Annotated in this window: 23 protein-coding genes; 9 read left to right on the top strand and 14 right to left on the bottom strand. The window is 65.5% G+C overall.

Features of this window, described 5'->3' with window-relative positions; genetic code table 11:
* The 4 genes from flgK to JQ507_21975 all read right to left on the bottom strand — a co-directional run bounded on the left by flgK (position 1) and on the right by JQ507_21975 (position 6,043).
* The gene (gene flgK, locus JQ507_21960; protein ID QRI67628.1) at positions 1 to 1,878 is read right to left on the bottom strand and encodes a flagellar hook-associated protein FlgK; all 1,878 of its coding nucleotides are present in this window, start codon (positions 1,876 to 1,878) and stop codon (positions 1 to 3) included.
* Between the two features lie 46 nt (positions 1,879 to 1,924).
* Positions 1,925 to 3,745: a flagellar hook-basal body complex protein gene (locus tag JQ507_21965; GenBank protein QRI67629.1), complete on the bottom strand. Its 1,821-nt coding sequence runs from the start codon at positions 3,743 to 3,745 to the stop codon at positions 1,925 to 1,927.
* A gap of 230 nt (positions 3,746 to 3,975) precedes the next feature.
* Positions 3,976 to 4,476, bottom strand: a complete 501-nt coding sequence (msrB, locus tag JQ507_21970) for a peptide-methionine (R)-S-oxide reductase MsrB (GenBank protein ID QRI67630.1) — start codon at positions 4,474 to 4,476, stop codon at positions 3,976 to 3,978.
* Between the two features lie 64 nt (positions 4,477 to 4,540).
* Positions 4,541 to 6,043 carry an FAD-binding oxidoreductase gene (locus JQ507_21975; protein QRI67631.1) on the bottom strand — a complete coding sequence of 501 codons (1,503 nt, stop codon included), beginning with the start codon at positions 6,041 to 6,043 and terminating at the stop codon, positions 4,541 to 4,543.
* A 94-nt stretch (positions 6,044 to 6,137) separates the two neighbouring features.
* Between JQ507_21975 and JQ507_21980 the strand changes: the two genes are divergently transcribed.
* Positions 6,138 to 6,680 (top strand): histidine phosphatase family protein, encoded by a 543-nt coding sequence (locus JQ507_21980; GenBank protein QRI67632.1) that lies wholly within the window; start codon positions 6,138 to 6,140, stop codon positions 6,678 to 6,680.
* Positions 6,681 to 6,835: 155 nt separating this feature from the next.
* Positions 6,836 to 7,261 carry a universal stress protein gene (locus tag JQ507_21985; protein QRI67633.1) on the top strand — a complete coding sequence of 142 codons (426 nt, stop codon included), beginning with the start codon at positions 6,836 to 6,838 and terminating at the stop codon, positions 7,259 to 7,261.
* Positions 7,262 to 7,404: 143 nt separating this feature from the next.
* On the opposite strand, the gene JQ507_21990 is transcribed toward JQ507_21985, so the two are convergent.
* The gene (locus JQ507_21990) at positions 7,405 to 7,641 is read right to left on the bottom strand and encodes a DUF1127 domain-containing protein (protein ID QRI67634.1); all 237 of its coding nucleotides are present in this window, start codon (positions 7,639 to 7,641) and stop codon (positions 7,405 to 7,407) included.
* 181 nt (positions 7,642 to 7,822) lie between these two features.
* On the opposite strand from JQ507_21990, the gene JQ507_21995 reads away from it, so the two are divergent.
* Positions 7,823 to 9,166, top strand: a complete 1,344-nt coding sequence (locus JQ507_21995; GenBank protein QRI67635.1) for a PLP-dependent aminotransferase family protein — start codon at positions 7,823 to 7,825, stop codon at positions 9,164 to 9,166.
* Between the two features lie 573 nt (positions 9,167 to 9,739).
* Here the strand turns inward: JQ507_21995 and JQ507_22000 are convergent.
* From JQ507_22000 to JQ507_22010, 3 genes are all read right to left on the bottom strand, one after another.
* Positions 9,740 to 10,099, bottom strand: coding sequence for a hypothetical protein (locus JQ507_22000; protein QRI67636.1), 360 nt, complete (start codon positions 10,097 to 10,099; stop codon positions 9,740 to 9,742).
* 98 nt (positions 10,100 to 10,197) lie between these two features.
* Positions 10,198 to 10,791 carry a YdcF family protein gene (locus JQ507_22005; protein ID QRI67637.1) on the bottom strand — a complete coding sequence of 198 codons (594 nt, stop codon included), beginning with the start codon at positions 10,789 to 10,791 and terminating at the stop codon, positions 10,198 to 10,200.
* A gap of 72 nt (positions 10,792 to 10,863) precedes the next feature.
* Complete coding sequence (locus tag JQ507_22010) at positions 10,864 to 11,490, bottom strand: hypothetical protein (GenBank protein ID QRI73457.1); 627 nt, start codon at positions 11,488 to 11,490, stop codon at positions 10,864 to 10,866.
* A gap of 83 nt (positions 11,491 to 11,573) precedes the next feature.
* On the opposite strand from JQ507_22010, the gene JQ507_22015 reads away from it, so the two are divergent.
* Together JQ507_22015 and JQ507_22020 are read left to right on the top strand one after the other, a co-directional pair.
* Positions 11,574 to 12,008 (top strand): hypothetical protein, encoded by a 435-nt coding sequence (locus JQ507_22015; protein ID QRI67638.1) that lies wholly within the window; start codon positions 11,574 to 11,576, stop codon positions 12,006 to 12,008.
* A gap of 271 nt (positions 12,009 to 12,279) precedes the next feature.
* A complete protein-coding gene (locus JQ507_22020; GenBank protein ID QRI67639.1) occupies positions 12,280 to 13,578 on the top strand; it encodes an adenylate/guanylate cyclase domain-containing protein in 1,299 nt (432 codons plus the stop codon).
* Between the two features lie 189 nt (positions 13,579 to 13,767).
* On the opposite strand, the gene JQ507_22025 is transcribed toward JQ507_22020, so the two are convergent.
* Together JQ507_22025 and JQ507_22030 are read right to left on the bottom strand one after the other, a co-directional pair.
* Positions 13,768 to 16,170 (bottom strand): EAL domain-containing protein, encoded by a 2,403-nt coding sequence (locus JQ507_22025; GenBank protein ID QRI67640.1) that lies wholly within the window; start codon positions 16,168 to 16,170, stop codon positions 13,768 to 13,770.
* Between the two features lie 198 nt (positions 16,171 to 16,368).
* A complete protein-coding gene (locus JQ507_22030; protein ID QRI67641.1) occupies positions 16,369 to 17,787 on the bottom strand; it encodes an MFS transporter in 1,419 nt (472 codons plus the stop codon).
* Between the two features lie 307 nt (positions 17,788 to 18,094).
* On the opposite strand from JQ507_22030, the gene JQ507_22035 reads away from it, so the two are divergent.
* From JQ507_22035 to JQ507_22045, 3 genes are all read left to right on the top strand, one after another.
* Positions 18,095 to 18,367 (top strand): hypothetical protein, encoded by a 273-nt coding sequence (locus tag JQ507_22035; GenBank protein QRI67642.1) that lies wholly within the window; start codon positions 18,095 to 18,097, stop codon positions 18,365 to 18,367.
* Positions 18,368 to 18,393: 26 nt separating this feature from the next.
* Entirely contained in the window at positions 18,394 to 19,470 is a 1,077-nt protein-coding gene (locus tag JQ507_22040; GenBank protein QRI67643.1) for a UPF0104 family protein, read from the top strand.
* Between the two features lie 102 nt (positions 19,471 to 19,572).
* A complete protein-coding gene (locus JQ507_22045) occupies positions 19,573 to 21,531 on the top strand; it encodes a hypothetical protein (protein ID QRI67644.1) in 1,959 nt (652 codons plus the stop codon).
* A gap of 52 nt (positions 21,532 to 21,583) precedes the next feature.
* Here the strand turns inward: JQ507_22045 and JQ507_22050 are convergent, their stop codons facing one another.
* Complete coding sequence (locus JQ507_22050) at positions 21,584 to 22,156, bottom strand: DUF2147 domain-containing protein (GenBank protein QRI67645.1); 573 nt, start codon at positions 22,154 to 22,156, stop codon at positions 21,584 to 21,586.
* Positions 22,157 to 22,279: 123 nt separating this feature from the next.
* Positions 22,280 to 23,308, bottom strand: a complete 1,029-nt coding sequence (locus tag JQ507_22055) for an NAD(P)/FAD-dependent oxidoreductase (GenBank protein ID QRI67646.1) — start codon at positions 23,306 to 23,308, stop codon at positions 22,280 to 22,282.
* 163 nt (positions 23,309 to 23,471) lie between these two features.
* Here JQ507_22055 and JQ507_22060 point away from each other — a divergent pair, with 163 nt between their 5' ends.
* Entirely contained in the window at positions 23,472 to 23,933 is a 462-nt protein-coding gene (locus JQ507_22060; protein ID QRI67647.1) for an acyl-CoA thioesterase, read from the top strand.
* A gap of 6 nt (positions 23,934 to 23,939) precedes the next feature.
* Here the strand turns inward: JQ507_22060 and JQ507_22065 are convergent, their stop codons facing one another.
* Both JQ507_22065 and JQ507_22070 read right to left on the bottom strand, forming a co-directional pair.
* Complete coding sequence (locus tag JQ507_22065; GenBank protein QRI67648.1) at positions 23,940 to 24,260, bottom strand: (2Fe-2S)-binding protein; 321 nt, start codon at positions 24,258 to 24,260, stop codon at positions 23,940 to 23,942.
* A gap of 162 nt (positions 24,261 to 24,422) precedes the next feature.
* Complete coding sequence (locus tag JQ507_22070) at positions 24,423 to 24,800, bottom strand: Hpt domain-containing protein (protein QRI67649.1); 378 nt, start codon at positions 24,798 to 24,800, stop codon at positions 24,423 to 24,425.
* Positions 24,801 to 25,040: the final 240 nt, after the last annotated feature.

Raw genomic sequence — 25,040 nt, forward strand, 5'->3', positions numbered from 1 at the left:
TCACGAGATCTGCAGCAGCGCGTCGTACATCTGCTTGATCGACGACATCACGCGCGCATTGGCGGAATAGGCGTTCTGGAGCGAGAGCAGATGCGCCATCTCCTCGTCCATGTTGACGCCGGAGGTCGAGTCCATCTTGGTCTGCAGCGTATTCAGCACGACGTCCTGACCGTCGGCCAATTGCTTGGCGGCCGTCGCCGATTCGCCCTGCTGGCTGATGAACTGCTTGGCAAAGTTCAGCAGCGTGCCGGTGAACGGCGCGCCTGACGTGCCGAGACCGGTCTGCGGCGAATAGCTGAACGAGGCGTTCGACAGCTGGTTCAGAACGAGGTTGGCCCGTGTGGTGTCTCCGGCCGGGGTCTGCGGATTGGTCGCGTACACGACCATACGCGAGGGATCGCCGACCAGGGCGGTATTGACACTGATGCGCGCGGCAAGACCGGTCGACTGCGAGCCGTTTCCGGTGATCGCGCCGGTGTAGAGCGCGCCATTGTCAGTGAACATCGGAAGCTGCGGATCTCCCGACGTCAGCGACGAAACCGTCGACGTGACCGAAGCTGTGGTCACGGTTGCCTTGTTGGCGGCGCCATCGTTGAGCACCCGCAACGTCGATCCCGAGGGGTTGGAGAACTGCAGGCCCGTTCCGCCGAGCGCGCCGTTGAGCTGGGCCAGCACCGAACTCATGCCGCCGGAGAAGTCCACTCCCAGCACTTCGTCGTTCGGATCGACGGTCGCGCTGTTGCTCAGCGGCAGCACGCTCGGATCATTGACACGGATGATCGACAGATTGTGCGTGAGGCCTGTGGTGTTGTCCTTGTAGGAGACGTGGATGGTATTGCCGTTCTGCAGTCCCGAAAGATCGAGGTCGAAGCCGGACTGCGCGCCCGCCGTCGCCGCCGTGCCCGCCGTCGTCTTGTCCGACAGCGCGCTCGACATCGAGGCGGCGAACTGGTCGATCTGCGTCTGCGCCTTCACCAGCGTGTTGTCGCGCAGCTCGAGATAGGCCGCGATCTTGCCCGATCGGATCGAGTTGGTCGACACCATGTCATAGGTGCCGCCTTGCGGAAACGTGATGGTGATGGTGCCGACGGTACTCTTGGTCGGATCGGAATTGTACTGCGTGTTGGGCGTCATCGTGCCCTGGGCGTTGAAGCTGAGCGTCGCGGCCTGGGCGCCGACCAGTTGCACGCCGGAATTGGTGAACACGGTCACCTGGTTCTGGCTGTTGGTCACGGTGCGGATGTCCATCAGCTGCGAAAGCTGCGTGACGTAGCGGTCGCGCTGGTCGAGCAACGCCGCGGTCGACGCGTCCTGCGTGCCGCCAGTGGCCTGCAGCTGCACATTGAGGCGCGCAATCTGCTGCAATGCATTGTTCGCAGTGTTGATGGAGTCGTTGATGCCGGCCTCTGCGTTGGCGCGCAGCGTCTGGATTCCCTGCGAGGTCGCGTTGAGCTGCTGCGCCATCGATTGCGCGGCATTGACGACGCCGATGCGGGCCGACTGCGAGTCCGGGCTGGTCGACAGCCCCTGCACCGCGGTCAGGAACTTGTTGTAGGCGTCCTCGATCGTGCCGGTGGAGTCGGGATTGCCGTAGACGCCCTGCAGATTGGACAGGAAACTTGAGCGGACGTCGGCGTAGGCGGCGCCCGACGTCTCGGTACGCAGCTGGGTCTGCAGGAATTCGTCGAGCTGGCGGTTGACGCCCGTGATCAGGACGCTCGACCCGAACTGGCCGGTGGTGCCGGTATCCTGGTTCAGCGTCTTCCTGACGTAACCGGGCGTTTCCGCATTGGCGACGTTCGACGACACGAGCGAGAGCGAGGCTTGCGTGGCACGCAGGCCCGACATCGCAGTGGAGAGGGCTTGGCTCAAACCCATGATGTGTACTCGCCTTTACTGCTTCACACGCGCATCATCGATGCGATCAGCGCACGACGTTCAAGAGATCCTGCACCATCGAATTGGTCGTCGTGATCACCTTGGTGTTGGCCGAATAGGCCTGCTGGGTCACGATCAGCTTGGTGAACTCGTCGGCGATATCGGTGTTCGAGCTCTCGAGCGACGAACCGACGATGGTGCCGGCCTTGCCGAACAGCGCCGCGCCGGACTCGTCGGTCGCCTCGAACGCACCGCCGTCGATGCGCTTGAGGAAGTTGGTGCCGTTGAAGGTCGCCACCGAGATTTCGGCGAGGTCGATGTTGCGGCCGTTGGTGTAGTTGCCGACGATGCGGCCGTTGGTCGAGACGCTGACCGACTGCAGCTGGCCGGCCGGGAAACCGTCCTGCTGGATCTGGTTGACCTGGACGTTGCCGTTGGCGTCCGCGAACTGGGTCACGCCCCCGGAGCCGAAATTGATCACCGGGCTGCCGAGCGACACGCCGTTGACCACGGCATTATTGAGCGTGACCGACGAGATCGCCGGCGACATCTGGCCGTTCGCCGCGAAGGTGAAGTTCACGTTCGCGTTCTGCCACGCAACCTGCGTGCCGGTCGCATTGGGATTGACCTGGTAGAACATGTTCCAGGTATCGGTATGGCCGGCGCCGAGCGAGGCGCTGTCGCTCTTGGCCCAGCGCAATTGCAGGTTAACCGGCGCGCCGGAGACGTCGTAGGCCGTGACTGCGCCGCCGGCGACGCTCTCGTTGAGGAACGTCGTGTTGTCGTTGCCGACCACCTGGCCGGTGCCGACCGTGCCGCCGCCGCCACGCGTCGCCTGCGCAGTGGTGGTGAAGCCGAGAGCCGTGAATGCAGCGTTGTTCGAGCTCGTCACCGACAGATCGGAGTTGACGCCGGAATGCAGGGTGATCTTGCCGCCGCTGATTGTGGAGGGAGTCGGGGGGACGGTGGCAGCGGCACCGGTGATCGAGTCGATCTTGCCGAGCAACGTTCCGATGCTATCGGTGACGTTGAGCTGGTTGGCGCCCGCGCCCGAAGCCACGAACGTGATCACCGTGCTGTTGATCGTGATGGTGTCGCCGACGTTGAAATTGGAAGCGATCGAGTCGGTGCCGGAGGCGCCCGAAAGCAAGGTCGCGGCGGTATTCGCCGCCTGCGGCGTCTGCTTGTTGTTCTGCGCGGCGCCGGTGACGGAGGAATCGGTATACGGCGCGGCCGGCGTGCCCAGCACCAACGGATTATGGCCAGCGCTGAACGCGCCCGGCCGCAGCAGCTCGGAGCCCGGCACCGACGTGTCGTGCGCGGTGGTCAGAGGGTAGGACGCGAGGTTGGCGCGATAATCGATCTTGGTGGTCTGCTGCGCAGGCAGGAAGTCGTTCTTGAACCGCAGCACCTGCGGCGAGGAGCCGGAGGGGTTGCCGGTGGTCGGGTCGATCCGCACGCCCTCGAGATAATAGCCGGCGCCGTTGACGAGGTAACCGTCCTTGTTGAGCTGGAAATCGCCGCGGCGGGTATAGCGGTCGACGCCGTCGAACACCGGCGAGCCGTCGGTGAAGCCGCCGGGCTTTTGCACCGCGAAGAAGCCGTTGCCGTTGATCGCCATGAAGGTCGCGACCGAGGCCGACTGCACGTCGCCCTGCACCGAGTTGGTCGAGCGCGACTGCGCGGTGACGCCGCCGGCGAGCTGCGCGGTCAGCGCGGTCTGCGGGACGAGGTCGAGGAAGGAGGTATCGATGCGCTTGAAGGCCGTGGTCTGCGAGTTGGCGATGTTGCCGGAGATATTCTCAAGCGCGTACGACCCTGCGCGCAAGCCACCGACCGCCGTCGTAAGTGCGCCGAAGATACCCATGACATGTTCTCCAATTCGATTCCCGGCGGCTGGCAATCAGCAGATGGCCGCATCGGCGGAGCATGTCGCAAAGGTCGTGCCAGGAAACGAAACGTAACAAAATCATGCGCTTGAAAAAAATGCCCCGGCCGTTTAACCGGGGCACAATTGCCGGGCAGGCAACAATTGCCGGGAGGGAGCGCAGTTTTGACCGCGACGCGAACCGGTCCCTGCTTCGCTCGAAAACGCTGTCAGGTCGCCGACGGCGCCGCCGGGTGGAACATCAGCGCAAAGCCGTCCATGCAGTAGCGCAGCCCGGTCGGCTTCGGGCCGTCGTCGAACACATGGCCGAGATGGCCGCCGCAGCGGCGGCAATGCACCTCGGTGCGCAGCATGCCGAAGGTGCGGTCCGACGTAGTGCCGATAGCGTTGTCCAGCGGCTTGTAGAAGCTCGGCCAGCCGGTGCCGCTCTCATACTTGGTCTCGGACGAGAACAGCGGCAGATCGCAGCCGGCGCAGGCGAAGGTGCCCTTGCGGTGCTCTTTGAGCAGCGGGCTCGATCCCGGCCGCTCGGTGCCCTGGTTGCGCAGGATCTCGTATTGCTGCGGCGTCAGCTGCGCGCGCCATTCGGCGTCGGTCTTCTCGATCTCGAATTTCTCGGCGGCATGCGCCGGCGAGGCGCGCAGCCAGCGGAAGGCCGCGAAGCTCAGCAGGCTGGCGACGGAAGCAAGCAGGATACGGCGATCGATCATTAATCATCTCCGATGCGGACGGGCAAACAGGTTCGCCAACAAATACGAACCCCGCCGCCGGACGTTACATCCGCCCGTCGGAGATCCGCTCACTTTCTTGCGAGGCGTGAGGATACGGCGTCTCACCCTCCCCGATCCGCCGGGGCGGCACGGGCGGCGGCACCGGCCGCACCACGGCTCCCGGCGGCGGACGGCGCGGCGCCGGTCCCCGGGTTCCGGCCTTGAGATTGGCCTCGGCCAGCCGCGCCTCGCGCAGCCGTTCCTTCGCACGTGCACTCTCGCGATGGCGCGCCAGGGTGCCCGCCACGGATGCAGCGCCCCTCGCCCACAAGCCGACGAAATGACCGGCGACACGACCGGTGGTGCCGCCGGCCCAGACCAGCTCGAACGGAGAAAACAGCCGCCAGCGGTCATCGCCCCACAGAATGCTGCGCGCGATCAACTGCCCGGCGAGCGCCGAGGTGTTGAGCCCCTGCCGGCCGAAGCCGCTCGCCACCCACAGGCCTCTGCGCAGCTGTCCGATCTGCGGCATGCCGTGCACGGTGACACCAACCGCGCCGCCGAACGTGTCGGCGATCGGAACCTTCCCGAGCTGCGGGAACACCGTGGCAATCCGGCGCTGCACCGCCGCACCAAGCCGCTTCGGCCGCGCGTTCCAGGTGGTTTCGGGACTGGCCCACAACAGGCGATCGCCATCGACGACGCGAAAATGGTCGATGCCGTTGCTGTCGACGACCGAGCCGGAAAAGGCGATCGCCTCGGCCAGCCGTTCTCCGAGCGGCTCGGTCAACGCCGCGTAGCGCCACACCGGCAGCAGCGTATCGGACAGGCGCTTCAGCGGCGCGCCGAGGTGGATATTGCCGGCGAGGACGATGTGATTGGCACGCAAGCGCGCCGACGGCGTCACGATGCGTTTGCGGATGCCCGAAAAGTCGATGCTGACGACCGGCGTCTCCTCGAAGATCCGGACCCCCGCCCGCACAGCCAGCGCGGCGAGGCCGTGGACATATTTGCGGCCATCGATCTGGAACGCCTTCGGATAGTAGATGCCATGGAAGTAGCGGCCGGTCCTGAGCACGCTGCGGACGCGATCGACCTGCCAGCCTTCGACTTCGGTCGCAAATTCCTCGCCAATCGTCTGCAGGCGGCCGATCAGCGCTTCGCCGACATCGACATTGGAGACTTCCAGCGCGCCGTCGCTTGGGCTGATGCCCGGGATCAAATCCTCGGTGGCGGTGGCGCGCACATAATCGGCGCCCTCCTTGGACAGCGCCCATAGCTGCCGGGCATCATCGAGGCCGACGCGCTCGATCACATCCGCGATCGGCAGGCCGAAGCCCGGCATCACGGTGCCGAGATGGTGGCCGGAGGCGTTCCAGCCGACCTGGCGCCCCTCGAGCACGGCGACGCTGGCCCCGAGCCGCGCCGCCTCGCGGGCCACGGTCAGGCCCGCCAGCCCCGCCCCGACCACGCAGATGTCGACGTCGAGGTCGAACGCCAGGCGGTCGCGGAACGGCGAGGCCGCCGCATCGGGGCCGTCTGCCGCACTTGTGGAAGTCTCGCTCATGTCGTTTCTTACGAACCGCTGCGGCGCTTGTCACCTTGTCCAGGGCATGAGCCTGTAGAATTAATTCGACCAGACCGAATCGAGATGGAAGTCCATGCGCCGTTTGCTGCTGCTGCGTCACGCCAAGACCGAAACCGACGCGCCGTCGGGGCAGGACCAGGACCGCCGTCTCGATGAGCGCGGCCACCGCGATGCGGCTGAGATCGGCGGCTGGATCGCGCGCCACCCGCCGTTGCCCGATCTGGCGCTGGTGTCGCCGGCGGTCCGCACCACGCAGACCTTTGAGATCGTGCGCGAGGCGCTGACGGGTGCCGGACCTGCGCCGAAAGTCGACTTCGTGCCGGAACTCTACGGCGCCGATCCGGCGCTGCTGCTGACCGCGATCCGGATGGCCTCGGTCACCGATCCGAAGCAGCTGATGCTGATCGGCCATAATCCCGGCATGCACGAGCTGGCGCTGACGCTGACCGGCAGCGGCGACGAGGCGGCCAAGCGCGCGCTCGCCGACAATCTGCCGACTTCGGGACTCGCCGTGTTCGACTTCGCGACCGACGACTGGAACGACGTCTCCTTCCGCCGCGGCAAGCTCGTCCTGTTCGTCAGCCCTAAACTGTTGAAGCAGGCCTCGCGCGGCTGACGCGAGCGGACACCGCCGCGCCGCCATGTTATATTGCCGATGCGCGACAGGGGGACCGGTTCGCGTCGACCACGAGCTACTGCAAGAAAAAGAAGGCGCGCGTCCCTGGCACAGGGACCAAACGGCTCCAGACCAATCGCGGACAGGAGGCGCAGATGTACAAGTCCATTCTCGTGCCGATCGACCTCGCCGATACCGATCTGGCGAAGCCTGCGATCGCAACCGCTGCGACACTGTCGCAAACCTGGAACGGCGCGGTGCGTCTGCTCAACGTGCTGCCGATGACGCCGGTGATGCTCGCCGAATATGTGCCGGCGGATTTCGACAGCCAGCAGCGTGAAACATCGGAAGAGGCGCTGGCGATCGTGGCGCGCGAATCCGGCATCGCGCCCGGGCGCATCTCGGGCGTGGTCCGCCAGGGCGGCATCTATCACGAGATCCTCGAGGAGGCCGCGACCATGAAGGCCGATTTGATCGTGATGACCTCGCACCGCCCGGCGATGCGCACCTACTTCCTAGGCTCGAATGCCGGCCACGTGGTGCGCTACGCCAAATGCTCGGTGCTGGTGGTGCGGCACTGAAGCGCGATCGGTCCGGCCGCACCGCGTACCATCTCAACGACCGCGGCAGGAGCGCGCCGCTGCCGAAATATCGAAAACAACCCCATGCAAAGCAGTCAGGCGGCCGCTTCCTCGCCCGGCCCCCTCGCCCGCAAGGGATCGGCTCAACGGATCCGGACCAGCTCGAGGTCAAAGTTGCCGGCCACGGCGGTCTCGATCTGGCAGCGCGAGATTCCGATGTCGCGCAGTGTCCGGTCGTCGAGCTGGCGCAGCGTCTTGATCGCCTCGCGGCGCACCCAATAGGTCGCGAGTGCATCGCCCCACACGCGGAGCAATCGGAGCAATTCACTCACCATGCTGGACCGCGCGGGCGCTGCGGCGGCTGAGGACATCGTCGTCATTATCATCTCCTTCGACGCGCAAACGGCAAGGCTATGCCGTTGACGCAAATGCCGTTTCAGCACCTGCGCCGTCGTGACCTCGGATTGCTTGCGCTCTCCTCGGTGCAATCATGGGCTTGTTCCCTCCTAAATGATCCGGTACATTGCTCGGAGCAAGGAAAACATTGCTCTCGGTGCAATAATGTCGCGGTTCGAATATCTGAAGCTGGCGGATGCGGTGGCCGCCGAGATCGCCAGCGGCGCGCTGAAGGCGGGCGACCGCCTGCCGCCGCAGCGCCATTTCGCCTATGACCGCAACATCGCGGTCTCGACCGCGAGCCGGGTCTACACCGAGCTGTTGCGGCGCGGGCTGGTGGTCGGCGAAGTCGGCCGCGGCACCTTCGTGTCGGGCGAGGCGCGCCGCGGCAATGCTGCCCCACCCGAGCCGCGCGGCGCCCGCATCGACCTCGAATTCAACTATCCGCTGCTGCCGCACCAGGCGACCATGATCGCAAAGAGCCTCGAAGGGCTGGAGCGGCCCGAGGTGCTCGAGGGCGCGCTGCGGCCGGCGACCAGTTACGGCACGCGGGCGGCGCGGACGATCTCCTCGGAATTCCTGGCGCGCAAGAGCTGGGCACCGAATCCCGACCAGATCGTGTTCACCGCCAATGGCCGGCAATGCATCGCCTCGGCGCTGGCCGCCGTCGTGCCGCCCGGCGGCCGCTGCGGCGTTGAGGCGCTGACCTACCCGTTCGTGAAGGGCATAGCCGCGCGGCTCGGCATCTCGCTGGTGCCGCTCGCGATGGACGAGCACGGCGTCCGCCCCGATGCGGTGCAAAAGGCGCACCGCGAGGCGCATCTGTCTGCGCTCTACGTCCAGCCCACGATCCAGAACCCGCTCAGCATCACCATGCCGGCCGAGCGCCGCGCCGAGCTGCTGCGCGTGATCGAGAAGCTCGGCCTCGTCGTGATCGAGGACGGCGTCTACGGCTTCCTCGATGACGAGATGCCGCTGGCCGCGCTCGCACCCGACAGCTGCATCGTGCTCGACAGCCTGTCGAAGAAGGTCGCGCCCGGTCTCGCGCTCGGCTTCATCGTGTCGCCGCCGCGACTGCGCGAAAGCATCATGGCCGCGGTGCGCTCGGGCGGCTGGACCGCGTCGGGCTACGCCTTTGCCGCAGGCCAGCGCCTGATGGCCGACGGCACCGCCGCCGAGCTGTCACGGCTGAAGCGGATCGACGCCGGCCGCCGCCAGCAGATCGCGGCGAAGCATCTGGCCGATTTCGAGATCCAGACCAACCCGAAGTCCTATCATCTCTGGCTGACCCTGCCGCCGCATTGGCGCTCGCAGACCCTGGTCGCCGCCGCAGCGCGCCGCGATATCGCGTTGACGCCGTCGACGACCTTCGCCGCCACGCCCGGGCACGCGCCCAATGCAGTGCGGCTTGCACTCGCCGCGCCGCCGATGGAGCAACTCGACCTCGGCCTGCGGACACTGGCGGGAATGCTGAGCGCGACCGAAGAGGATTTCGACTCGACGGAGTGACACCGCTCGACGGAGTGACACCGTGCCGAGCGACCGGCCTTCTTCGATCTCCGGCCGGCTTTATTTTGCATCAGCGCCCCCTGTAAGTCTCCCGTCAGCGACCGGCAGTAGCATCGCGCGCAAGAGGCTCTGATGCGCAGCCTGTTGACGGGATATTTCATGATCTACGGGTTTCCCATTCAGAACTGGGTGCCTCCGACATTTGCGGTGCTCCTGGCCTGGATCGCGTTTTCGCGCCGGGTGTTCAAGTAATCAACGATGGGTGATTGGCTCGTCAGCGGCACGGCAGTTCAGAACTGGATTCTGGTGGCGCTCGCGATCACCGCGCTTGCAGCAGCCTATTCCTGGTGGTCGAAGCGCTAACGCATGATGAACTGTGATCGAAAGGCTTCGGCCGGGCGCTCGCTTCACCTCTCCCTTTGGGAGAGGTCGATTTGCGAAGCAAATCGGGTGAGGGGCGCAGCTCTAACGAGAGAGTGTAACCCCTCACCCGACGCTACGCGCCGACCTCTCCCAAAGGGAGAGGTGAACCTCCGCTGCCGATCTAGGTTCAAGCCAATCCCATGATGCACGCTAGAAACCACAGGCAGCATACGTCTTCCGGGCCAGACGAAAATGCGCGCCGTCGGCGACGAAGTCGACATCCAGGCACTGGTTGCCTCGACGATACTCGCCGATCGCGCCGCATTGCAGATATTCGAGGTTGATCCGCCAGCGCTTTTCTTGCGGCGAGTAGGTCGCAAAGTCGTGCTGCGCGACCGGCGTACCTTTGCAAATTCCGGCAACATATTGCCGCACGTCGAGGGGCAGAGAATCGATGTGATGAGGATCAGCCAGATCATGCTTGTTGCCGACGCTGCCGCCCTTGGAAACAGCCGGCGCGACACTCAAGAGCATGAGACAAAGAGCGAGAAGGGGGATCCGGATTGTCATCTGACACTCCAGCTAGAAGCAAATCGTACGGCAATGTTACAGCGGGTTGCTTACAGCCCGCTTACAATCCGGCCGGCGAGAACGTGCAGATTCGTGCTTCAGGCGACCGGCCATCGCGCGATGAATCCCCGCACCAAGTACGGCTCGATCTTGTCCCATTCCGTCAGGACACGGCGACGAAATTCGGGAACGGTGTGCCAGAGCGCGCGCGGGACCGCAAAGCTATCCACCGTCACCAGCATCTTCTCGACCTCCGGCCAGTGCCGCTGCAGCGTCATGGGATAGCGCCGCGCGGTCCAGCTATTGCCGAGACAGATCACGCTGCTGATATTGGCGAGCCCGAGCGCCGCGTCGATCACCGGCAGCGAGAAGATCACGTTCTCGCCGGTGTTCCGCGCGCGATGCTCCTCGAGGATCCGCTCGGCCGGCACGCCGCCCGCGACTATGGCGCCCTTGATGATCTCGCATTCCGAGCGGACATCGCCCGGCGTGACGCCGCCGCTCACGATCGACCAGCGCGCGAAGCCGTCGCGCCAGAGCCGGACAGCCGCGTCGACCAGCTCGGCGACATCGCCGCGGGTGCCGAACACGAACAGCAGATCGGCGGGCTTGAGCGGCGTCTCGATCAGGTGCCGGGCATTGATCGCGGCGATCTCGTCGTCGGACGGCATCCGCAAGCTTCGATCATCCATGCCCCTGCCCGTTCCGTTCGCGACACCACACGCCGACGATGCCGCGCACGAGGCAATGCACGAAGTCACGTTTCATTGCGCTTGATTGCGATCCGGCTTGGGCAACGGCTTGGGTAGCAGCGTGTCGGGCAGTTGATCGAAGCCGTAGCGCCGCGGGCGGTTGCGGCCGACGAAGCCGCCGACCTGCCAGGTGAACAGCGCGGCGAAGCCGAGCAGGAACAGCGCGCCTGTCCAGTTCGCGGTCATCAACGCCATCACCAGCAATCCGACCATCGCCACCGCAAGCCACGCCAGCACGGCCAGCGCCGCGGTGTATGTCTTCGACCCGAGACCTCCGACCAGCCTCGCCGTGCTGCCGGCCGCCTGCATCCGGCGATGCAGCTCGACGATGAAGTCGCGATAGAGATGGCCCTGCGGCGCGACCAGCGTCGCGGTCTGCCAGGTGGTCGAGAGGATCGCGATCCGCCCGCCCTTGGCATGGTCGATGTCGACGCGAAACCGCTGCTGCTGCATCGACACCGGGCGATACGACAGCTTCACGGCGGAAATGTCGGCATAGTCCCACACGCCCGATCGGCCGGCGATCCGCCACGACAGCCCCTCATCGGTCAGCTCGAACTGGTGCGCCGAGCCGACCAAGGAGGCCTTGTAGGCATAGCGCACGGCTGCGCCCTCGCCTGCCTCCGACCGCGCCTGCAACGTTGTTGGCAATTTGCCGTTCCGCCTGTTCGGACACATCCGCGCGCTTGCATGGAGTGTCGTGCCTATCCTACAAGCGAGCCATGCCCGAGACGACCTATTTTCCGCGTTACCTCATCCTCGGCGGCGCGATGATTTCAGGCGTGCTGCTGGCGCTGGCCGTGCATATGCTCGGTGCGCGCTATGGGCTTGATCTCGGCGGGCTGTGGCGTTCCGACAGCCACGAGTTCATGCCGGCAGGTGCGGCGATCGCCTGGTGGCTGATCGCGAGCGTCGGGTTCTCGGGCGGCTATTTCACCGCCAATCTGATGCACAGCGCAGTGGCCGGCCAGATCCCGCAGCGGATGCGGCAGTTCCTGATCGTCGTCGGCGTGCTGATGCTGGCCGGCGCCGGCCAGGCGGCCTCCGCACCGAGCGCGGTGTCGACCATCTCCGCCGTGCTCGCCGGCCTCGCCGCTTTGTGCCTCGGCGCCGTGATGGCGTTTTGCGGCGCCTATTTTGCGCTGAGGAAGAGCTAGCGCGTCTACTCGTAAACGTTCGGACTCGGAGGTAGAGCGGATGTCGCTCCGCTTGGCCGCGGCAGACGGCTTATGGCCCGTTGCTGACCTCCGGGGCCATCGCCGAGATTTCCGAGTCCGAGAGGACACTTGGTTCCGAGGCTCGGATGTCGCACCTTGACCCCAAGCCGCCATTCGACCGTCGCTCGATTACAACTGGCCGGGGCTTCTCAGAAGTACGGCTTCGCGATACCGTGGCACGGACCTATCGGCCGGAGCGTCGGAGGGTACAATGGCGGTGCCAGTCACGCGCTATGCCAAGAGTGGCGAAGTTCATATCGCCTATCAGGTCTTTGGCGATGGCGCGATTGATCTCGTATTTGTGCCGGGGTTCATCTCGCACATCGAGAACTACTGGGAGCATCCAGATCTAGCCCGATGGCTCCTTCGTCTCGGGACCTTTGCCCGCGTGATCATGTTCGACAAGCGTGGGACCGGGCTGTCTGACCCGGTCTCCGAAATGCCGTCACTGGACATGCGCATGGATGATGTTCGCGCGGTGATGGACGCGGCGGCAAGCAAGAGCGCGGCCTTGCTGGGCGTCTCGGAGGGTGGGGGCTTGGCGGCGCTGTTTGCCGCGACCTATCCTGAACGTTGCCAGCGGCTGGTGCTGTACGGCACGTTTGCGCGCTTCCCAATTTCCGACGAGGTCCTCAAGCCTCTCATAAAGTACATCGATCGAGCCTGGGGGAGCGGCGTAAGTCTGCCCGTCTGGGCACCGTCACGCCGAAGCGACCAGGCCATGCAGCAATGGTGGGGTCGCTTTGAGCGACTGGGCGGGAGCCCCGCCGCGACAGTTGCCGTCCTTCGCATGGCCGCCGAAACCGACGTCAGCGGCGTTCTGTCCTCGATTCGGGTGCCGACACTCGTGATCCATTGCAAGGATGATACGCTTATCCCCGTCGAGTGCGGACGTTTCATTGCGCAGACTATCCCCGGCGCGCAGTGGATCGAGTTGGCCGGACAGGATCATCTCTTCTTCATTCACGAGCAGATCGGCGACTTCGTCGAGGAGTTCCTGACCGGATCGGTCTCGGAAGCCGAAAGCCACCGCGTGCTCGCAACCGTCCTGTTCACGGACATCGTCGGTTCGACGGCACGCGCCGAGCAAGTCGGCGATAAACATTGGCATGACCTGCTCGGCGCACATCATGCTACGGTGAGGCGCGAACTCGCACGTTACCGGGGCCGTGAGGTGAAATCGCTGGGAGACGGATTTCTCGCCACCTTCGACGGACCCGCCCGCGCGGTCCGCTGTGCTTGCGCCATTGCTGATGCTGTGCGGCTGCTGGGCATTGAAGTCCGCTGCGGCCTGCATACCGGCGAGATCGAAACTGGAGACAACGACGTGCTGGGAATCGCGGTCCACATTGCATCACGCATCTCCGCGTCTGCCGTCGCGGGCGAAGTCCTCGTATCGCGGACCGTGAAGGACCTGGTCTCTGGCTCAGGCCTGCAGTTCAGTGAGCGGGGAAAGCACTCGCTCAAGGGACTCCAGGATCCGATGGAGCTCTATGCAACCGTACGCTGAGGCTGGCAGGACCGCAGTCTTCGATCTGAGCGGTCGCAGAGCCCGCATCTGGTCCCAAGGCCGACATGCCACCATCTCCGTTTCATCGTCGCCATTCAAGTGCGAAGCGGACGCTGCCAATTTGTGAACAGCGCCCGAGCCAAGTGGACGCCGGCTCGCGTCAAGAAACCGCGTCCGACAAGAAGCCAGTCAGGCCACCGACCGTTCCGGCGCCCGGCGCAACATCTTGGCGACGTCAGCCGCCGGCCGCGGCGGGCTGAACAGATAGCCCTGCGCCTGCGTGCAGCCTTCCCGACGCAGCAGGTCGAACTGGGTATCGGTCTCGACGCCTTCGGCCGTGGTGACGATGCCGAGGCTCTTGCCGAGACCGGTGACCGCGCGCACGATCGCCATCGAGTCCTCGCGCGTTGCAAGGTCCGTCACGAACGACCGGTCGATCTTGATCTTGTCGAACGGGAAGCTGCGCAGATAGCTCAGCGAGGAATAGCCGGTGCCGAAATCGTCCAGCGAGATGCGGACGCCGAAGCCGCGCAGCTCGTGCAGCACCGCGAGCGTCGCCTCGCTGTTCTGCAGCAGCACTGATTCGGTGATCTCGAGCTCGAGCCGATCCGGCGACAGGCCCGACGCATCCAGCGCCGCCCGCACCGACGATACCAGGTTCGGATTCTTGAACTGCACCGGAGACAGGTTGACGGCAACCGCGATGTCAGCGGGCCACCCTGCGGCCTCGAAGCAAGCCTTGCGCAGCACGATCTCGCCGAGCGGGACGATCAGTCCGGTTTCCTCGGCGACGGGGATGAAATTGTTGGGCGCGATCAGCCCGCGCAGGCCATGATTCCAGCGCGCCAGCGCCTCGAAGGCGACCACCCGGTCGCCCTCGACGTCGCGGATCGGCTGGTAATAGACCTCGAACTCGTCGTGCTCGAGCGCAAGCCGCAGGTCACGCTCCAGCAGGCGGCGCGCCTGCGCGCGCGCATCCATCCCGGTCTCGAAGAACCGGTAGGTGCCGCGGCCGTCGGCCTTGGCGCGGTACAGCGCGAGATCGGCCTTCTGCAGCAGCTCGTCGGGATCCTTGCCGTCCTCGGGCGCGAGCGAGATGCCGATGCTGACGCCGATCACGAGCTGGTGGCCTTCGATCTCGTAGGGCGCGGCGATCCGCTCGACCACGTAGCTTGCCAGCGACGACACCACGGACGGTTCGCAATTGCTGCAGAACTGCACGATGGCGAATTCGTCACCGCCGAGCCGTGCCACGGTGTCGTGCTCGGTCACGCATTCGCCGAGCCGGCGCGCGACCTCGCGGAGCAGCGCATCGCCGATCGGATGTCCGAGCGTGTCGTTGATCTCCTTGAAATGATCGAGGTCGAGGCAGAGCACCGCCACCTGGTCGGTGCGCTTGGCCAATCTCGAGGCCTTCTCGAGTTGCTCGCGGAACAGCGTCCGGTTCGGCAGGTTGGTCAGCGCGTCATGCCGCGCCATATGTGAAATCTGCTCCTGGGCCTGCTGCCACTCGGTGATGTCCTCGAAAGTCGCGACCCAGCCGCCGCCCTTCATCGGCTGGTCGACGACGCGGATCGCGCGGTCATTGCGGTTGACGATCCGCGTCGCGCCGTTGCCGGCCCTGGCTTCGGCGACAAGCGCATTGCAGAACTCGGTGGGATCGCCGTCCCACTCGCCGATGGAATGCAGGTCCTGCAGGACGTCGATCAGCAGACGCCCCTGCAACGGCACGCGATTGCGCCCCATGATCTCGCTGTAGCGCTCGTTGAACAGCATGATGCGGCCATCGGCATCGAACATGCACAGCCCCTGCGACATGTTCTCGAGCGCGGTATCGAGCACCACCTTCTGCTTGTGGAGCTCGGTCTTGGCGCGGCGATCGAGGATGGAGGCGATCAGCGACAGCCCGAGGATCGCGAAGGCGGCAACCGCGGTCATCAACGAGAGCGCGCGCGGCGAGACCGAAAGCCCGTCGGGAACGATGGTCGGATCCGGAACGAGCGTCACGGCGCCCATCGCGGTGAAATGATGCGAGACGATCGCAACGGTCAGGAGACCGGTCGCGGCCGCGGTGATGCCAAGTCGCTCGCCGCGCGCGGCAACGACCAGCGCGAACGCGCCAAGCAGGCTTCCAAATGCGATCGAGGCGACGACGATGCCGGGGGACCAGACGATGCGCGCGGGCAATTCCAGCCCCAGCATGCCGGTGTAATGCATCGCCGCGACACCGACGCCGACGATGGCGCCACCGGCGGCGACCGTCCACCAGCGTTCGTTGAGCGTTGCGACCGCCAGGCCGATCGCCAGGATCGCAACCGCGAGCACCAGCGACAGCAGCGTGATCGGAATGTTGTACCCGGCCTCGATGCCGGGATCGTAGGCCAGCATGGCGACGAAATGGGTGGCCCAGATGCCGCAACCGCCGACCGCCGCATCGAGGCCTATCCAGATCTCGCGGGCGCGGCCCTGTGCGGCGCGGGCCCGGTGAAACAGGCTGATCGCGACGGCGCTGGCGAGCAGGCAGATCACCCCACCAAGGACGACCAACCGCCAGTCATGTTCCAGGGTGAGACAGGTGAGTACGCGATACATATAGGCCCCCGTTATGGACCCATAAGAACAAGCGCATTCGTGTACGAACGGTAACCGCACCGCAGCAAGCTTCCACGCATGGTGAAGAAGCCTTGAATGCACGGAGTACCGTCGAGAAAAACCGTTGTCCTCACACGCAATTCAGCCTTCTCGGCAGCCTTGGCCATCCGGCGACCGCCCGTGAGGGGCAAGCCTCGCTCAGGGCCGTGCTTGTGATGAGGCGCCGATCCAGACCAGCGCGGCGGCGGCAAGCAGGACGCCGGCGGAGATCACGAGAGCCGCATGCAGGCCGGCCATGAAGGCGGCGGACCGGCCGACCATCGAGCCGAACAGCGCGACACCGAGCACGCTGCCGGTCTGCCGGGTCGCATTCAGCACCCCGGCCGCGATCCCGGCATGCTGCGGCTCGGCGCTGCCGAGCAGCGTCGATGTCAATGGCGGCACCAGGAGCCCGAGGCCGCCGCTGATCGCGAGCAGTTGCAGGCAGATCGCGGGATAGCTCGTGCCGGGACCGATGAACAGCAGCGCCAGGCATCCGGCAGCCGAGAGCGCGGCGCCGAGCGCGATCGCCGCCGGCGCACCGATCCGCTCCGCAACACGCGGCGCAATCAGGTTGGCCGGCAGCACCGCGCCGAGCATCGGCACGAACGCCAGCCCGGTTGCGAACGCCGAGAGCCGGTTGACCTGCTGGAAGTAGAGGCTGAGCACGAAGATCAGCCCGTAGAACGCGACGTTCACCAGCAGGCCGACCAGCGAGGTCAGCGCGAACATTCGATGACTGAACAGCGAGAGCGGCAGCATCGGCTGCGCGGCGCGCGCCTCGCGCCAGACGAACAGCACGGAGAACACGCCGGCGAGCAGGAAGCCCGCGATCACGAACGGGCTGCTCCAGCCGAGCGCGCCGCCTTCGATCAGCGCGCCGGCCAGCGTGCCGAGCGCGGCGATCGCCGCAAGTTGCCCCGGCAGATCGAGCCGGTGCTGCTGATGGCGCGCGGTTTCGCCGGCAAAGCGCCAGGCGAGCCACAGCCCGGCGAGGCCGATCGGCAGGTTGACCAGGAAGATCGCGCGCCAGCCGACCAGCGTGATCAGCGCGCCGCCGACGAACGGGCCGGCGGTCAATGCAAGGCTGGCGCCGGCGGCCCAGACGCCGACCGCGCGTCCCCGCGCCTTGTCGTCCGCATAGGCGTGGCGGAGCAGCGCGAGCGAGTTGGGCACCAGGATCGCCGCGGCCAGTCCCTGCACGCAGCGCGCGGCGATCAGCGTCGCGGCATCAGGCGCGACCGCGCAGGCGACCGAGGCCGCGGTGAAGATCGCAAAACCCGCCATGAAGATGCGCTTGGCGCCGATCCGGTCGCCGAGCGCGCCCGCGGTCAGGATGAAGGCCGCAAAGGCGATGGTGTAGGCGCTGACCACCCATTGCAGCTCGGCGACGCCGCCGCCGAGCGAGCCGCCGATGGCGTTGAGCGCCGTGTTGACGATGGTGACGTCGAGCTGCACGACGCCGTAGCCGAGGCTCATCGCGGCCAGCGTCAGCGTCGCCGCGAGCCCGGCCGGCTGCCGTTGCGACGCCGCGTGCTGCTCCGGCATGCGCCGGAGGTTCAGGGATGTCTGTTGCATGGTCTTGACCTCGCTCTGGGCAACCAATGCGAGACATAGGCCTTCGCTTCCCCCGAACACTTCGCCATCGATCGAAGTGTGGCATCGTCGCGCCGGGCGGGCCATGTGGCCGCAGCCATCTTGCGCGGCGTTTTGCCTCAATAGACCTACGGACCGCCCTCCGGGCGTCTCATTCCGGCCCCAACGGCGGTCCACAGCCGGATCACGCGCATGCGCGGATCGACTTCACGCTTTGGTAAACGCCGCAGCCGGCCCTGCCGTCCCCATGCTGACGCATATCGTCCATTCGCTCTGTTCCGGAAGCCCTGTGGCCGCGACGCTGCGGCGGCAAAACCGGCAAAAAACCGACGAATTTGCCTTGAACAGCGGACCAAGCGGCGATCCGTTCGCAGCCGCCGACATGGCGGCGACTCACATTCCGCTCAGCGAGAACATATGTAGGCAGTATGACAATGACGCCGGACGGAAGCCGAAGCTTGGCTTGTCAAGGGCTGCACAACGCATCGGTTTTGCCTTATGGGTCATCGCGTACGGTGCGCTTGCCCGTCACCCGTCGCCATTCGCGACCGGGTCCCACTGAAATTTGCCGCCTCGCCGGGAGGATGAATGCTTCGGCTGCTGACCACGCTTGGGCGTGGTTTCAAGGAAAAGATCGGCTGGAAACGGCTCGGAATCGCCGCGAGTGTATTGATCATCGCGCTGGCGATCACCTCGCTGGTCCACACCCTGAAGGGGGTCGATACCGGTGTCATCCTCACCGCGCTGACCGACATCGCGCCGCACCGGATCGCGCTCGCGGCGCTCTGTGTGGTCGGAGCGTTCTGCACGCTCACCTTCTATGACTTCTTCGCGCTGCGCACGATCGGCAAGACCCACGTCCCCTACCGCATCGCAGCACTCTCGAGCTTCACAAGCTACACGATCGGCCACAATATCGGCGCCACCGTGTTTACCGGCGGCGCGATCCGCTTCCGGATCTATTCCGATTACGGCCTCTCCGCCATCGACGTCGCCAAGATCTGCTTTCTGTCGGGACTGACCTTCTGGCTCGGCAATCTGTTCGTGCTCGGCTTCGGCATGGCCTGGCACCCGGCCGCGGCGTCGGCGATGGACCTGCTGCCGCCGGCGATGAACCGGCTGATCGCGCTCGGCTGCCTTGCCGGCATCGGCGCCTATTTCGTCTGGCTCTTGACCGGCGACAAGCGCCGCGAGCTCGGCCAGAACGGCTGGAAGGTGGTGCTGCCCTCGGCCAAGCTGACGCTGCTGCAGATCTTCATCGGCGTGGTCGATCTCGGCTTCTGCGCGCTCGCGATGTATCTCTTGATGCCGACCGAGCCGCATATCGACTTCGTCTCGCTGGCGGTCGTGTTCATCCTGGCAACCCTGCTCGGATTCGCAAGCCACGCCCCGGGCTCGATCGGCGTGTTCGACGCCGCGATGCTGGTGGCGCTGCCGGAGTTCAGCAAGGAACAATTGCTGGCGACGCTGGTGGTGTTCCGCATCCTCTATTTCCTGATCCCGTTCGGGATCTCGATCTCGATCATGGGCATGCGCGAGCTGTGGCTGAACGTGGTGCAGCCCTGGCAGGAACGCAAGCGATTGAGCCAAGCCTGCACGGCTTCGGCGACCGTGCGGCAACCGATCGAAAGCCGGCAGCAGCGGATCAGGCAGCTGAAACGGTAACAGCGACGTTATCTGCCCCCGACCCGGGTTTTCGATTCCGGTTTTTTGATCCCCGCAGCCGCCTCTCTTATTTTCGCCGCACCGCTCACGTCAAACCGCGCCATGATTGGCTTTTTGGTTCGATTTTCGTTTCGTGTGACGGCCTGCAGCGTGCTGCTCGGCAGCGCGCTCGCAACGGTATCGGCTCCGGCCGCAAGGGCGCAGGATAACCAGCTTTCGATCTCCTGGGAGGTCCGCAACCGTTTCCGCCTGTTCCGCGAGGAACGCGACTTCCGCCTGCATGTCGAAAGCGGGCTCGGCCGCAGCGTGCTGGCCTCGGAACAGGCGCTGGAACTGCAAAGCGACGGCCGCGGCTGGGCGCGCAACATGGTCAACCGGCTGTGCATCGACCTGCAGGGCCGCGTCAGCGAGCCGTGCAGCCGCGACAACGTCAAGGAAAGCTATCTGACGCCGATCGATCACCCGATCGTGGTGCGGCTCACCGGCCCGGTTCCGGTCGGCGCGACCTGCGCCTGGTCGTTCGACGACGGCGACGGGCCGCAATCCTCGACCTTCGATTGCGCCGAACCGGTCAATCTGCGCGTCCGCTACGGCCGCACCACCGTCGCGACCGTCGACGTCGCCAGCGGCTCGGACGCCAACCAGCGCGTGACGACGCCGATCGCGGTGCGCGATCTGCTGATCGCGGGCCTCGGCGACAGCATCGCATCGGGTGAAGGCAATCCCGATCGCCCGATCGCGCTCTCCGACGAAGGGTTCTGTTTCCGCTCCTATCTCGGCGGCGCGCAATATTACCGACCGAGCCGCGCCGGCTACAAAGGCGGCCGCGCCTGCGAAGCGCCGGACACCCTCACCAACTGGCAGCGCCAGAGCGCGCTGTGGCTCAATTCGGCGTGCCATCGTTCGCTGTACAGCTACCAGACCCGCACCGCGCTTGCGCTCGCCGTGCAATATCCGCACATCGCGGTAACCTATCTGCCGCTGGCCTGCACCGGCGCGACCATAGCCGACGGGCTGCTCGGCTCGCAGCAGGCGCGCGAATGTCTGCCGACGAAAACCGCCAACACCTGCTCGGGCACCGTCAACGGCCAGATCGCCGAGCTGCGCACGGCACTCGCAGCCGCCAAGCGCCGGCAGCCGGACCGCGCGCTCGATCTCTTGCTGCTGTCGATCGGCGCCAACGACATCTACTTCTCCGGCCTCGTCGCCAACGTGATCGTCGACACGCCGACCGAACGCACGCTGTTCAGCCAGGGCGGCTCGATGGCCAGCGTCGACGATGCGCGTTCAGCGCTGGCGCGCGACCTGCCGGCTGATTTCGCCAAGCTGCGCGATGCGCTGAAGCCGCTCGTCGGCGGCGACCTGTCGCGCGTGATCTACACGGCCTATGCCAATCCGGCGCTGGCCAGCGGCGGCGCGCCCTGCCCCGGCGGCCGCGCCGGCTTCGAGATCCATCCCTCGTTCAACGCCGATCCCAAGCGGCTCGCCTCGGTCTCGAGCTTCGTGCAGAACGAGTTCCTGCCGCAACTCAAGGCGATCGCGCAGTGCCAGTCCGGCATCATCTGCCGCAATCCGCAGGCCGACCGCATGACCTTCGTCGATGCGCATCAGGACGCGTTCGCAAGCCATGGCTTCTGCGCGCGCGCCTCGAGCGATCCGGAGTTCGATCGCGACTGCTTCGCCGCCAACGGCGACAGCTTCGTCTCCGACATCGTCGCCGCGGCGAGCCAGCCGCTGAAATGCGGCCGCAGCGCCGGCGAATACCGCGCCTACCTGCCGCGTGCGCGCTGGATCCGCGACGCCAATGACAGCTATTTCGCGGCGATGACCTATCCGCAGGGCCTGCCGTCCTCGATGCAGCCGACCGACATCCACGACGCGACATGGGGCATCCTGTCGGCGGTGTATGGCGGCGCGGTGCATCCCAGCGCCGAAGGTCATGCGGCGATGGCCGATGCCGCCGTGCCTGCAGCCGCCACTGTGCTGCAACTGAACACCACGGTGCCCGAGGTGCTGTCCGAGCCGGTCGCACCACTGCCGACCACGCCAGAACAGCGCTGAACGCGCGCACGGCACGAAGGCGAGCGCGATCCGGATCGGAGCGTAGGGAGTCCTAGTGCCGCTTCGTCGCGGGCAACGGCGCAGGCGGCGGCGGCTTCACCGCTGCGGCTTGCGCCGGCAGATATTTGGCGACGATCGCGGGATCGAGCTGCGCCAGCGCGGTGTCGGGCAGCCGGGTCCAGACCTCGTCCTTGCCGAACAGCGAGATGCCGAGGTAGCCGCGCATGGTCAGCGTCTGCCCATCGGCGCTCAGCGTCATCTTGGCCTTGTAGACCTTGCCGTTGCGCGGATCGAGCACGTTGCCGCCTTCATAGGCAAGTCCGTTGCGCTTCATGTCGCGGATCAGCGGAATGCCGAGCCACGGCATGTCCTTGCGATCGTCGGTGCATTTCGAGCAGACCGGATTGGGCTGATCGCCGGGCGCCGAAAACATCTTGGCGATCATGCCTTCGTACAGGCCGTTGCGCTCGATTACCAGGAACCAGCCCTCGGTCTTGCCGTCTTCGATCTTCTGCCAGAGACCGGCCGCCGTCGGCTCCGCCGCCGAAGCCGCAAGCGGAGCAGTTAGCGAAAAGGCCGCGGCGAGCGCCAAGATCAGCCGGAGTCTGGATAGCGTGTTCCGCATCATCGTCACCTGATCGATCAAACCCGACTACGAGCAGACTACGGCCATTTCACGAAGCGTTCCAGTACCCGCGCCGCGCGGGAAATGGCCGATGCCCCGGCATTGGTCTCCGTTGGAGTGGAATCAGTTCACGCCGAGCTTCTTCTGCAAACTGGATGACGAGGTTGTGTACTGGAACACCAGCCGCTTGTCCGGATACACGTAGCGGTGCGCCTTCTGCGCCATCAGCGCGCCCTCGTGGAAGCCGGAGAGAATGAGCTTCAGCTTGCCCGGGTAGGTGTTGATATCGCCGATCGCGAAGATGCCTGAGACGTTGGTCTCGAACGCCGCGGTGTCGACCGGCACCAGATTGTTCTCGAGCGCCACGCCCCAGTTCGCGACCGGACCGAGCTTCATGGTGAGGCCGAAGAACGGCAGCATCGTATCGCAGGCGATCGTCGACATCGCATTGTCGTTGCCCTTCAAGGCCGCGCCGGAGAGTTGACCGTTGGCGCCTTCGAGCCCGGTGACCTGGCCGATCCTGAGATCCATCTTGCCGTCGGCCACCAGCGTACGCATCTGCTCGACGCTGTGCGGCGCCGCGCGGAAATCGTCGCGCCGGTGCAGCAGCGTGATGCGCTTGGCGATCGGATGCAGGTTGAGCGTCCAGTCGAGCGCGGAATCGCCGCCGCCGACGATCAGGATGTTCTTGTCGCGGAACTGCTCCATCTTGCGCACGGCATAGAACACCGAGGTTCCCTCATAGGCCTCGATGCCCGGCACCGGGGGGCGCTTGGGCTGGAACGAACCGCCGCCCGCGGAGATCACCACGACCTTGGCTTCGAACTCCTTGCCGGCATCGGTCTTCACGCGAAACAAGGGATCGCCGATCTTCTCGATGCTCTCGACCATCTCGTTGAGGTGGAAGGTCGGGTTGAACGGCTTGATCTGCTCCAGCAGCTGATCGGTGAGGCCCTGGCCGGTGACGAAGGGAATGCCGGGAATGTCGTAGATCGGCTTCTCGGGATAGAGTTCGGCGCACTGCCCGCCGATCTTGTCGAGGATGTCGACCAGATGCACCTTCATGTCGAGCAGGCCCAGTTCGAACACGGCGAACAGTCCGCAGGGGCCCGCGCCAATAATCAGCACATCGGTCTTGATCGCTTCGCTCATGTCCGCTTCTTTTCAGTTGAGGTCGACTGGACGGCTTTTCGCCTGTCCAGCCAAGTGGGCCGGATCGGGACATGCATAATAGGGACCGCGGCCGGCGCGGCAACCCCTTGCCGAGCCTTCGTAACTCGGCTGTATGGACGGAAACTGACGGAGATCGATTGTCGTGAACGCCCCTGTCCGCGTGGAAGACACGCCGCGCCTGGAAGATTTCCCCTATCGCCTGTCCGACAACGTGCGCTTTGCCGATCTCGACCCGAACGGGCACGTCAACAACGCGGTCTATGCGAGCTATTTTGAAACCGGCCGCGTCACGCTGGTGAAGGACCGCAGCATGGGACTGATGCCGGCCGGGCTCGGCTGGATCATGGTGCGTCTCGACATCCATTTCCGCGCCGAGCTGCACTGGCCGGGCCAGATCGAACTCGGGCTCGGTCTCGTCAAGTTCGGACGGACATCGACCACTTTCGATCAGGTGGTGTTTTCGGAAGGCAGATGCGTGGCGTCGGCGAAGGCGGTCACCGTGATGATCGATGAGGCGACGCGCAGGCCGACACCGCTGCCGGCGGAGGTCAAGGAGAACTTCCGCCGCTGGGTCCGTCGCGGGGTGAACCCGGACGGCGAGTGACGGAGCTTAGGCCTGCCGTTCCGGCGTCGACACGACCAGTCCGTCGAGCTCGTCGGTGACCTTGATTTGGCAGGACAGCCGCGAGTTCGGACGCACGTCGAAGCCGAAATCCAGCATGTCCTCTTCCATCGGCGACGGCGCACCGACCTTCTCGCGCCACGCTTCATCGACATAGACATGGCAGGTCGCACAGGCGCAGGCGCCGCCGCATTCGGCTTCAATGCCGGGAATGGCGTTGCGGATCGCGCCTTCCATTACCGTTGCGCCGTTCTCGATATCAATGGAGCGCTTCTCGCCGGAATGGTCGATAAAGTGGATTTTGGCCATGATTGCTCGTGCTGCCGGAATACGCCGGACGATGGATGGAAAGGTCCCGGGCAGTCGTATAACGGGTCGATCCGCACAGCGCCAGCACGGAGACCGAAATCCTGCCGGCCGGCCGGGATAGCGTCCAGGCGCTAGCGGCAAGCCGGTGGGGATGCGGAAGGCCTAGGACCGGCCCAGAATCAGCTCGATCGCCGTGCGCGCCTCGGCAATCGCGACCCCGAGCGCGGCAAGCGGCTGGGCCGGATCGGAACCGCCGGCCAGCGCGGTTTCAAGGTTAGCGGCGGCCTCGGCGACGCCGAAAGCCCCGATCGCCCGCGCCGATCCCTTCAGGGTATGGGCATGGGTCGGAGCGTCGGGCGGCAAGCCGGCCAGCTCACCAAGGATCCGGGCCGACTGGGTCGAGAACATCGCCAGCACTTCCCGCTCCAGCCCCGGATCGCCCAGCGTCATGCGCTGAAGGTGATCGACGTCGATCGGCCCGCCGCCGGGAGCGAGCGGCGGCGATTGCGTCCATTCAACCCGTTCGAGATGAAGCGGCATGGCCTGTCCCTGTCGTCTCCCCCGGGGTCTTCACCGGCGGACCGTCGGCGAGCCAATCACGAAACTGGTTAACGAATTGTTGTCGGGATGATCGGCAAAACCGCCTGATTCTGGACAATTTCCGGACACAATCGGCCCTCTGCGGCTGGAATTTCGAGTACCCATAAGGCCTTATGGCGCAAAGCTGTTAACGATGATTAAGAAAGTATTAATCGCAAGCATTTCATTCGCACCACTCTC

Source organism: Bradyrhizobium sp. PSBB068, from assembly GCA_016839165.1.
GTDB lineage: Bacteria > Pseudomonadota > Alphaproteobacteria > Rhizobiales > Xanthobacteraceae > Bradyrhizobium.